This window comes from Alcanivorax sp. HI0044, from assembly GCF_001634945.1.
Window position 1 is genome coordinate 1 of the sequence record NZ_LWEZ01001592.1, and the last position, 11,356, is coordinate 11,356.

General features: G+C 58.7%; 9 protein-coding genes. 7 read left to right on the top strand and 2 right to left on the bottom strand.

Annotated features, from left to right (window positions below):
- Positions 1-64 precede the first annotated feature (64 nt).
- Entirely contained in the window at positions 65-1,249 is a 1,185-nt protein-coding gene (locus A3730_RS24105; protein ID WP_063520114.1) for an aspartate aminotransferase family protein, read from the bottom strand.
- 203 nt (positions 1,250-1,452) lie between these two features.
- Here A3730_RS24105 and A3730_RS24110 point away from each other — a divergent pair, with 203 nt between their 5' ends.
- The 5 genes from A3730_RS24110 (at position 1,453) to A3730_RS24130 (ending at position 7,572) form a co-directional block, all read left to right on the top strand.
- Complete coding sequence (locus A3730_RS24110; RefSeq protein ID WP_063520113.1) at positions 1,453-3,003, top strand: hydantoinase B/oxoprolinase family protein; 1,551 nt, start codon at positions 1,453-1,455, stop codon at positions 3,001-3,003.
- Positions 3,004-3,097: 94 nt separating this feature from the next.
- Positions 3,098-5,281, top strand: a complete 2,184-nt coding sequence (locus tag A3730_RS24115) for a TonB-dependent receptor domain-containing protein (protein ID WP_063539139.1) — start codon at positions 3,098-3,100, stop codon at positions 5,279-5,281.
- Positions 5,282-5,445: 164 nt separating this feature from the next.
- Positions 5,446-5,778, top strand: coding sequence for a Grx4 family monothiol glutaredoxin (gene grxD / locus A3730_RS24120; protein WP_063520990.1), 333 nt, complete (start codon positions 5,446-5,448; stop codon positions 5,776-5,778).
- A gap of 228 nt (positions 5,779-6,006) precedes the next feature.
- On the top strand, positions 6,007-6,741 hold the full coding sequence (locus A3730_RS24125) for a PepSY domain-containing protein (RefSeq protein ID WP_063520991.1): 735 nt from the start codon (positions 6,007-6,009) through the stop codon (positions 6,739-6,741).
- A 228-nt stretch (positions 6,742-6,969) separates the two neighbouring features.
- Positions 6,970-7,572 (top strand): peroxiredoxin, encoded by a 603-nt coding sequence (locus A3730_RS24130; protein WP_035248916.1) that lies wholly within the window; start codon positions 6,970-6,972, stop codon positions 7,570-7,572.
- 136 nt (positions 7,573-7,708) lie between these two features.
- On the opposite strand, the gene rnt is transcribed toward A3730_RS24130, so the two are convergent.
- Entirely contained in the window at positions 7,709-8,377 is a 669-nt protein-coding gene (gene rnt / locus A3730_RS24135; protein WP_063520992.1) for a ribonuclease T, read from the bottom strand.
- 227 nt (positions 8,378-8,604) lie between these two features.
- Between rnt and A3730_RS24140 the strand changes: the two genes are divergently transcribed.
- Complete coding sequence (locus A3730_RS24140; RefSeq protein ID WP_063520993.1) at positions 8,605-9,828, top strand: argininosuccinate synthase; 1,224 nt, start codon at positions 8,605-8,607, stop codon at positions 9,826-9,828.
- A gap of 239 nt (positions 9,829-10,067) precedes the next feature.
- On the top strand, positions 10,068-11,356 hold a 1,289-nt coding region (locus A3730_RS24145), incomplete at its 3' end, for a YncE family protein (protein ID WP_063539141.1).

The following is an 11,356-nucleotide window of genomic DNA, read 5'->3' on the forward strand; positions in this document are numbered from 1 at the left end:
GCGCGCTGGATCAGGTAGCCGAGCTCATCCGGGGTCAGGTCGGTGAGGGTCAGGAAATGACGGGTCATGCGACCTCCTGCTCGTCGGCAAAACGGTGGATCAGAGTCGAGAGAGTGTCCACCAGGTGCTGCATCTCTGCCTGGCTGATTACCAGTGGCGGCAGCAAGCGCACCACGGAACCGGCAGTGACATTGATCAGCAGGCCGGCGTCACGGGCCCGGTTAACCAGTTCGGCGCAGGGGCGATCTAGCTGGATGCCGAGCATCAGGCCTTTCTGGCGGATCTCGGTAACCATGGGCAGAGCTGAGAATGCCTGGGTAAAGGCGTCTTTCAGCCAGGATCCCTTGTCGGCCACGCCATCAATGATGTCGTCGGTGAGGGTGTTTACCACGGTCAGGGCGGTGGCGCAGCCCAGCGGATTGCCGCCGTAGGTGCTGCCATGATTGCCGGGGCCGAACACGCCGTCTGCCTTGCCGGCCACCAGGCAGGCGCCGATGGGGAAACCGTTACCCAGGCCTTTGGCGGTGGTCAGCACATCCGGGGTGACACCGGCGCCCAGGCAGGCAAAGTAATCCCCGGTGCGGCCGTTGCCGGACTGGATTTCATCCAACATCAGCAGCCAGTCATTGCGGTCGCACAGGGTGCGCAGGCCGGCCAGGTAATCGTTGGCGGGGATGTGGATGCCGCCTTCGCCCTGCACCGGTTCTACCAGAACGGCGACAATATCGTGATTATCAGCCAGGGCTTCTACTGCTGCCAGATCGTTGAACGGCACACGGATGAAACCGTCCAGCAGAGGCGCAAAGCCTTCCTGCACCTTGGCATTGGCGGTGGCGGACAGGGTCGCCATGGTGCGGCCATGGAAGCTGCCTTCCATAACGATCACGGTGGGGCGGGCGATCTGTTTGCGTGAGCCATACAGGCGGGCAATCTTGATGGCGGCCTCATTGGCTTCTGCTCCGGAGTTGGAGAAGAACACGTTCTCCATGCCGCTCAATTCGCACAGCCGCTGGGCCAGCGATTCCTGGGCAGGAATGCGGTACAGGTTGGAGGTGTGCATCAGCTGCCCGGCCTGTTCGGCCAGGGTGCGGGTGACTGCCGGGTGGCAGTGGCCCAGGTTGCACACGCCAATCCCGGAGATGGCATCCATGTATTTGTGGTCGTTTTCGTCGTACAACCACACGCCCTCGCCCCGCACGAAAGCCACTGGCTGGCGCGCGTAGGTGGGAATCAAAAATTGCTGGCTCATTACCCTGACTCGTTAAAGCGAATTCGTCTGTTTTGGCATGACCAAAACAAAAAACGGCAGCTGTTAGGCTGCCGGGAACCCCCGATAATAGCGCACATTTCAGTGAATAGTTAACACCCTGTATGGATTGGCTTAGGCTTGTTTGCCTCAAGGGTTAATGGTTTTAGCTATTAACTATTCATTATTATTTATTGATCGCCTTTATGAATGCTGTCCAGCTGAGTATTTTTGCCAACCGCCTTGCCGGTGTCTGCGATGAAATGGGCGCGGTGCTGCGTCTCAGTGCCCTGTCTCCGAACATCAAGGATCGGCTCGATTTTTCCTGTGCCATTTTTGATGCTCAGGGCCGTTTATGTGCTCAGGCTGCGCATATTCCCGTGCATCTGGGCTCCATGGCCTACGCCATGGCGGATCTGGTTAGTGGCAGAACTTGGCAGTCCGGGGACCTGATGGTGGTGAATGATCCCTATCTGGGCGGCACGCATCTGCCGGATGTGACCGTGATTGCTCCGGTATTTCAGTCGCAGACCCTGATCGGCTTCGCCGTGTCCCGGGCTCACCATGCCAATATTGGCGCCCACAGCCCCGGATCCATGCCGGTATCCACGCATCTGGAGCAGGAAGGGATTGTTATTGCTCCCAGCTGGTTGAAACGCGCCGGGCTGTGGCAGGTGCCATTGTGTCGGCATCTGGCGGGGCTGGAGGAGAGTGGGGCGTTGCCGGCAGAGAGCCCGCGCTTTGCTGACTTTTCCGCCCAGGCCAGTGCCTGTGAGGCGGGTGCCCGGCGTCTGGCGGAGCTGGCGGATCAGCAGTTAGATCTGGTGGCGGCCTTTGATGCCCTCAATGCTTATGGTGAAAAGCGTGCTCGCGCTCGCATTGCGACTCTGCCGGATGGTTGTTACCGGTTCCAGGACTACATGGACGACGATGGCCAGGGCCAGCGGGACATCCTCATTACTGTCAGCCTGACCATTGCCGGGGATCAAGCTTTTCTGGATTTCAGTGGCACGGCTGATCAGGTGGCGGGGAATATTAACTGCCCGCTGTCCGTGGCGGCAGCGGCGGCCTACTACTGTTTTCGCTGCTTGATGGACGATGACGTGCCTGCCTGCGATGGTCTCTTCCGGCCTATCAGCCTGTCCGCCCCGCCAGGCTCGTTGCTCAATGCTGGCCGCCCGGCGGCGGTGGCCGCCGGCAATGTGGAAACCAGTTCGCGGGTGGTGGATGTGGTGCTGGGGGCTCTGGCCCAGGCGGCACCCGAGGCAATCCCCGCTGCCAGCCAGGGCACCATGAATAACGTGGCGATGGGCGCCGGCGGTGACAATGGCTGGGATTATTACGAAACCATGGCCGGCGGTACTGGCGCCCATGCCGGCGGTCCGGGGTTGTCGGCGGTACATAGCCATATGACCAATACTCTCAATACGCCCATCGAAAGCCTGGAGTCCCACTATCCATTGCGGGTGCACCGTTATCAGCTGCGCCGGGAGAGTGGTGGTGATGGGCAGTTTGTGGGTGGCGATGGTTTGGTGCGTGAGCTGGAGTTTCTGGGTGATGCCCAGGTGACCCTGCTCACCGAGCGCCGCCGTCATGCGCCCTGGGGGCTGGCAGGTGGGCAGGATGGTGCGGTGGGGGAAAATCGCCACAACGGCAGGTTGCTGCCGCCAAAAACCAGCTTTACCGCCCGTGTTGGTGATCGTTTGGTAGTGGCTTCACCCGGTGGCGGTGGTTATTACGATAGGAAATGTAAATGAGAATGATGGCGAATTGCCATTAATTCTTTTTCCTTGTATCTTCCCGTGCTTACAATTTTTACATTTTCGCATTTGCGTCGGGAAGGAAAAAATCATGCATTTACAGCGTCGCTTGCTTTGCTGCGCCATTGCCTCCGCCATAGCTGTTCCGGCTTTCGCTGATCAGGCCAATGAACTGAAACCGGTACAGATTATCGGGGATCGCCAGAATACCTTTAGCGTTAGCGGCTCTGCCCACGTGCTTTCCAACGAAGATCTGGAAGAAAAAGAAAACACCGATGTGCACCGCATGCTGCGTGACGTGCCTGGCGTTTATTTCCAGGAAGAAGAAGGCTATGGCCTGCGCCCGAATATCGGTATCCGCGGTTCCGGCCGTGACCGATCCAGCAAGGTCACTCTGATGGAGGATGGGGTGCTGATCGCTCCGGCCCCCTATGCTGCTCCGGCTGCCTACTACTTCCCCAGCGCCGGTCGTTTCTACGGCATTGAAGTGCTGAAAGGGCCAGACACCCTGCGTTACGGCCCCTTTACCGTGGGTGGTGCCATCAATTTCCTGTCCACCCCGATTCCCGCCCGTGCTTCCGGCATGGTCAATGTGGAAGGCGGTGAAGACGGTGCCCAGCGGGCCCACGCCTACTACGGTGCCACTGAGGGCCAGTTCGGTTTCATGCTGGAAGCTCACCAGCAACGTTCCCAGGGCTTCAAGGATATCGACCGGTCCAACCGCGACAGCGGTTTTGACAAGCGCGACTATGTGGCCAAGCTGCGCTGGCAGGCGCCGGAAACCGCTGATATCCAGCAGGCGTTTGAATTGAAACTGGAGCATTCCAGTGAAGTGTCCGACGAAACCTATCTGGGCCTGACCGATCGGGATTTCGAGCGTGATGCCAACCGCCGTTACGGCATGAGTGACATTGATCAGATGGACAATGATCGTGATGCGGTGTCCCTGCGTCATACCCTGGTGTTTGACGAGAACACCCAACTGAACTCCGTGGTGTACCGCAACGAATTCCAGCGTAACTGGTACAAGCTGGCCAGTATTGGTGGCCAGGGTATTGGTGGTTTTGTAGCAGATGCCAACACCAATGGCGGTGCCAACCAGGCGGTTCTGCGTGGTACCGCGGATGCCACGGACCTGGTGTTCAAGAACAATAATCGTGAGTACGTTTCCGAAGGCGTGCAGACCGAACTGAACCACCGTTTCCAGACCGGTTCCGTGGACAATGATCTGATCGTCGGCGCCCGTTACCATCAGGATGAAGTGGATCGCTACCAGCCCACGGATACCTTCGATCAGACCAATGGCAGCCTGGTGTACCAGACATCAACCTTGCCCACCGGCGGTGATAACCGTCTGGAAAATGCGGATGCCATGTCTGCCTGGATCATCGACCACGCTTACATCGGTGATTTCATTGTTACCGGTTCTCTGCGTTACGAGAACGTGGAAAGCAAAAGCAAGCGCTGGGGCGATCCGGCTCGTAACAACGTCAGTGCCCGTACTGAAAATCGTAACGAAGAACTGATGGCGGGTCTGGGTGCTACCTGGCTGCTCAATGACAACTGGTCGGTACTGGCCGGTGTGCATCAGGGCTTTGCGCCTGCAGGTGCGTCTTCCCAGAAAGGCACCGATGCGGAAAAGAGCGTCAACTATGAAACCGGTTTCCGCTACTGGAACGAGAACTTCAGTGCGGATGTGATCGCGTTCTACAGCGATTATGAAAACACTATCCAGAACTGCTCCATCGCTAACCCTTGCCCTAATGGTGACGATTCCGGCACCCAGAGCTTTGGTGAATCCGAAGTGCGGGGTCTGGAAGTGGGCTTGAGCAGCGTGGTCTGGGAAGGTGATAGTGGTCTTCGTGCCCCGATTCGCTTGGCTTATACCTATACCGACGGTGAAATTACCAAGGATGCGGATGATTTATCCGTGCTGGATGGTGATGTGCTGCCGTACCTGCCGGAGCACTTGGCCAGCCTGACGTTCGGCCTGGAAAAACCGGCGGCCTGGTCTGCACTGATGTCCGTCAGCCATACCGATGGTATGTGCATCGACAATAGCTGTGACCGTGCTGGTCAGGTAACCACGTTCAAACGCACCAGCGATTACGTGATTGCCGATATCGTGGCGACCTATCAGGTGAGCAGCGATATGGAAGTGTACGCCAAGGTGGACAACGTGTTCGACGATCAGGAAATCGTTTCCCGTGATCCTGCCGGCGCCCGCCCCAACAAGCCGCGTACCGGCTACGTGGGCATGAAAGTGCATTTCTAAGACAGCGGTTTGTAACCAAGGAAAAGGGGGCTTCGGCCCCCTTTTCTGTTTTCGGGCCCCTTGAAGCTACGCCTTTGCGACCCCATCTGGGATGGGCAGGGCCATCAGTGGTAGAATAGTGGCCAACCACAGCCAATACACCCTACAACCGCCAGGTAGTCAGTATGGATGTTATCCAGGTCATTAAAGACCAGATCGAAAAGAACCCGGTGATCCTCTACATGAAAGGGTCCCCCCAGTTTCCCCAGTGTGGGTTTTCCGCCCAGGTGGTGGAAGCGATGACCGCCGTTGGCAAGCCGTTTGCCTATGTGAATATTCTGGAAGCCCCGGAAATTCGCCAGAGCCTGAAAGAGTATGCCAACTGGCCGACTTACCCGCAGTTGTGGGTAGGTGGTGAATTGGTCGGCGGCTGCGACATCATCATGGATATGTACCGCTCCGGTCAGCTCAAGGAGCTGGTTGATGGGGTTGCCGTGGAGTCGGATGACAACGCCTGAATGAGGCGCTGTTACGACCCAAAAACCCGGCCTCAGTGCCGGGTTTTTTGTGCATGGCTGGCGGCGGGGCCTTGCCTCCGTAGGGGTGACATACTGCGCCAGCAGCGGGGAATGATAAGTTTTCCCAAAGGCTGACGGATTCGTTCAGTCGCTTGATGGTTGCGGTGTTGGTTCCGGTGCCATTGTGCTTACAATCAATGGCGTTGCTGTTGGCCATGGGAAGAGCCGGTGAAACAACGCAAATCCACAAGCCAGTGGCGCCGCTGGCATCGCTGGTTGGGGTTAGCCGTGGCGCTGCCCGTGCTGGTGCTATCTGTCACCGGCGTCCTGCTTAATCATATCGAATCCTTCGGCTGGTCGTCCCGGCCGCTGCCGCCATTGCTGGCGCGCTGGTACGGTGCGCCGGTGCCAGAGTCCGTGTCGGGTATCGTCCTGGATAACCGCTGGTATGCCCAGGCCAATGACAGCCTGTTTATTGACGGGGAAAAGAGCCTCTATTGTCGGGCGCCGTTGCGTGGCGTGGTGCAGGATAATGGCTGGACGGTGGTCGGCTGTGCTGACGCACTGTTGCTGCTGGATGCCCAGGGCCAACAGGTGGAGCGTATGGGGCCAGCCTACGGGGTGCCTGCATTCAGTACCCTGGGGCGCAATGATCAGGGGCTGGTGCTGAAAACCGAGCAGGGGTTGAGCCAGTACGATGTGGATCAGCTGGCCAGCGTGGCGCTGCCCGAGGGCGCCACCTGGGCGCCCTCCCTGTTCCAGGCCCTGCCCGTAACCATGAAGCAGCGTGTAGTGGCGCAAAGTGTACCGCCGTCACTGAATTGGCAGCGTTTGTTGCTGGATCTGCATGCCGGGCGTTTGTTCGGTCTGGCCGGCCAGTTAGTAATGGACCTGGCGGCCCTGGTGCTGGTGGTGCTGGCGCTGACCGGTACGGTGATCTGGAGTCGCTCCCGCCGTTCATAGGGCCCTGGGGGCTGAATTGGCGGTGTTTTGCGCAAACGATCCAGATTCCTGCCAAAGAAAGCGCTTTGCCTGTTGAAAGCCGGGACACAATCCCCATGATTGTCCAATGCAGCTAGCCCATGCAGGATTGCCATGGGCGTTGTATGATCTGCTGCACTGATTTCAAGCGGCCAGAGAGACGGTATTGCTCTGGCTAAATCGTATAAATGGAAACAATGGAGAGAAACAATGGGCGTTCTGGTAGGTAAACCTGCACCGGATTTTACTGTTCCTGCTGTACTGGGCGATGGCAGCATCGTTGACGAGTTCACCCTGTCCGAAGCCATCAAGGGCAAGTATGGCCTGGTGTTCTTCTACCCGCTGGACTTCACCTTTGTGTGCCCGTCCGAGCTGATCGCTCTGGACCACCGCATGGATGCGTTCAAAGAGCGCAACGTGGAAGTGATCGGTGTGTCCATCGATAGCCACTTTACCCACAACGCATGGCGTAACACCCCGGTCAACGAAGGCGGGATCGGCCCGGTGAAATACACCCTGGCCGCTGACATGAACCACGGTATTGCCCAGTCCTACGACGTTGAGTCTGAAGGTGGCATGGCATTCCGCGGCGTGTTCCTGATCGACCAGAACGGCGTGGTACGCAGCCAGATCGTTAACGATCTGCCCCTGGGCCGTAACATGGACGAGCTGATTCGTCTGGTTGACGCCCTGCAGTTCCACGAAGAGCACGGTGAAGTTTGCCCGGCGGGTTGGCAGAAAGGCGATTCCGGTATGAAGGACACCCCGGACGGTGTGGCCGAGTACCTGTCTGGTAACGCAGACAAGCTGTAATAGAAAGCAGCACAAGAAAGGGGCGCCAGAAATGGCGCCCCTTTTTTTTGCGCTGCTTGCCGGATGCCTGACGCACAATGCCTGACGCTAAAAGCAGGATCAAAACACTGCGCAGCGTCAGGCGTCAGGCGTCCAATCAATCCAGCTCTTTCGCCAGGGTTGGCGGGATGGTTTTGGCCGGTGGTGGTGGCCAGCCGCCCAGGGTCTTGAAGCGATTGACCATGGAGCAAAACAGCTCCGCCGTGCGGGTGGCGTCATACAGGGCGGAGTGAGCTTCGCGCTGGCTGAAACGGATGCCGGCGGCTTCGCAGGCTTTGGCCAGCACCGTTTGTCCGTATACCAGCCCGGCCAGGGCGGCGGTATCGAAACTGGAGAACGGGTGGAACGGGTTGCGCTTGATGTCGGCCCGGTCGGTGGCGGCGTTCAGGAAACCCTGATCGAAGAAGCTGTTATGGCCCACCAGTACTGCGCGTGTGCAACCGTGTTGTTTAATCGCTTTGCGCACCGGTTCGAACACGCCCTTGAGGGCGGTTTCTTCCGATACCGCCCCGCGTAACGGGTTGTTCGGGTCGATGCCGGTAAAATCCAGTGCGGCCTGCTCCAGGTTGGCCCCGGGGAACGGGTCCACATGGAACTGGATACGGGTGGACGGGCGCAGGTTGCCCTGGGCGTCCATTTCTATCAGGACGGCGGCGATTTCCAGCAGCGCGTCGGTCTGGGAATTGAATCCCCCGGTTTCCACGTCGATAACGACGGGCAAAAAGCCGCGGAAACGTAGCGCCAGGCTGGGATGCTGATCGCTCATGATCACTCCATCAAACACAAAGACCCCGCAGAAACGGCAAGCGCAACGGCGAGCGGGGCTTATGCTACCGGAATCGTCACGCAGGCAACAGGCGAAACCGGGCTGGTGGCTGTCATGGAGGTGACGGGCACGGGGGCGGGCGGGTACAATACGCCCCCTCGATATGCCCCACGATTCATCGGGGGCCGGCCCATGCGCTGCCGGTCGCCCATTTGCGGAGTCTTTCAATGTCCAAGATCAACAAGGTGGTACTGGCTTATTCCGGTGGCCTGGATACTTCAGTTATCGTCAAATGGCTGCAGGATACCTACGACTGTGAAGTGGTGACGTTCACCGCCGATATCGGTCAGGGTGAAGAAGTGGAGCCGGCCCGCGCCAAGGCAGAAGCCATGGGCGTGAAAGAGATCTACATTGAAGACCTGCGCGAAGAATTCGTGCGCGATTATGTGTTCCCCATGTTCCGCGCCAATGCCATCTACGAAGGCGAGTACCTGCTGGGCACCTCCATTGCGCGCCCGCTGATTGCCAAGCGCCTGGTGGAAATTGCTGAAGAGACCGGCGCTGACGCCATCTCCCACGGTGCCACCGGCAAGGGCAACGATCAGGTGCGTTTCGAGCTGGGCGCCTACGCGCTGGCCCCGGGCATTCAGGTGATTGCCCCCTGGCGTGAGTGGGATCTGAACTCCCGCGAAAAGCTGATGGCCTACTGTGAAGAGCGTAATATCCCGGTGGATTTCTCCAACAAGAAGAAGAAATCCCCGTACTCCATGGACGCCAACCTGCTGCACATCTCTTACGAAGGCGGCAACCTGGAAGATCCGTGGTGGGAAGCCGAAGAAGACATGTGGCGCTGGAGTGTGAGCCCGGAAGCGGCCCCGGACCAGGCCACCTACATCACCCTGGGCTTTGAAAAGGGCGACATCGTCTCCATCGACGGCGAAACGCTGAGCCCGGCCGACGTGCTGACCAAACTGAACAAGCTGGGTGGCGATAACGGTATTGGCCGCCTGGATATCGTGGAAAACCGTTACGTGGGCATGAAGTCCCGTGGCTGCTACGAAACCCCGGGTGGCACCATCATGCTGCCGGCCCACCGTGCCATTGAGTCCCTGACCCTGGATCGTGAGTCCGCGCACCTGAAAGACTCCGTCATGCCCAAGTACGCCGAGCTGCTGTACAACGGTTACTGGTGGAGCCCGGAGCGTCTGGCGCTGCAGAAGCTGATCGATGCCACCCAGGAACACGTGAACGGCGAAGTGCGCCTGAAGCTCTACAAGGGCAGCGTGACCGTTGTCGGCCGCCGTTCCGACAACGACAGCCTGTTCGATGCGTCCATTGCTACCTTTGAAGACGATGCCGGCGCCTACGACCAGAAAGATGCGGAAGGCTTTATCAAGCTCAACGCGCTGCGTCTGCGTATTGCCGCCAAGACGGGCCGCAAGTTGGGTTGATCTACGCTGGATGCATGACGCCCGACGCCTAACGGGTAAAGCACCACAAAAAGCCACCGCGAGCCACGGGCTCGCGGTGGCTTTTTTATGTCGGGCCTCTGGCACCGGGCGTCCGGCGTAATACGTTACATAACAACAAGGAAAGTACATTTAGATTGTACGATCGTCTCAATTAACCTGTGGGCAGCGATATATCGACAGCTCTATATCCACAACAACAGGCTTATTGAGGAATCGCCATGCTGCTGCGCCAACCGGTTTTCGAGATCCCGTTCTTTCCCCGTGCTTTGGGTGCTATCGCCTTGAGTACCGCCTTGCTGGTGTCAGGGTGTGGTGGGGGTGGCAGCAGTGATGCGCCCGCCGCCAGTAGCCCGGCGCAGGAAGCAGAGCGGGAGGTGGCGGAGCCGCAAGCGCCGGCGGACGAATCCCCTGACAACCCGGCTACCGAGCCAGATGGCCCGCGCAAGGTCATTTTCGTGGGCAATAACTGGGAAGGCATGGTCGATGTGATTGATGCCAGCACCTACAAGCGACTGGGGCGCATCAATGGCATACCGGACCAGACCGAGCGGGAGAAGGCAATTGCCATGAACCCACTGGATCTGGTGTTCTTTCAGGGGATTCGCGTGCTCATTGGCGAAGGTCATCACCAGTACGTGGATGATATGTACAGCTCCAATGACGGCCGCCTGCTGATCGTCTCCCGCCCCAGCTATGCGGATGTGGCCGCCATTGATATTGCCACCGGTGAGGTGGTCTGGCGTTTTGAGGTGGACGGTTACCGTTCCGATCACATGGCGTTGTCCCCGGATGGCACCCAGGTGGCCGTGTCCGCCTCCACCGGCAACGTGGTCCATATTCTCGATGTGGAAACCGGTGAAGAGCAGGGCAAGTTCCCGTCCGGTGACTCGCCCCATGAAAATATCTACTCCGAGGAAGGCAAGCGCATTTATCACGCCAGTATCGGTACCGTGTACACCCCGTTGGACAGCGAGCTGCTGGGCGGCGTCACCGATGCCCTGCTTGGCAAGAACCTGCTGGATGCGACCAAGGGGGAGCGGGTGTTTCAGGTAGTGGATGCCGACAGCCTGGAAATTATTAAAACGCTGGATCTGGAAGCCGATCTGGAGGCCGCGGGTTATGGCAACCTGAGCACCGCAGTGCGGCCCATGGCGCACACGGCAGATGAGCGTTATTTCTACTTCCAGCTGTCTTTTCTGCACGGCTTTATCGAGTACGACATGGAAGAGCAGAAAGTGTTGCGTCTGGCCGAGCTACCGGACCTGACCGGCCCGCTGGTGACCCGGGAAACGTATGTGAACGATTCCGCCCACCACGGCATCGCCTTGAGTGCAGACGACAGCACCTTCTGTGTGGCCGGCACCATGAGCGACTATGTGGCGCTGGTGGACCGTGACGATTTCTCCTACGAACTGAAAACCGGTATTGGCGAAAAACCGTATTGGGTGACCACCAGCAAGGACGGTGACCACTGCTATGTGTCCTGGAGTGGCACCGACCAGATGTC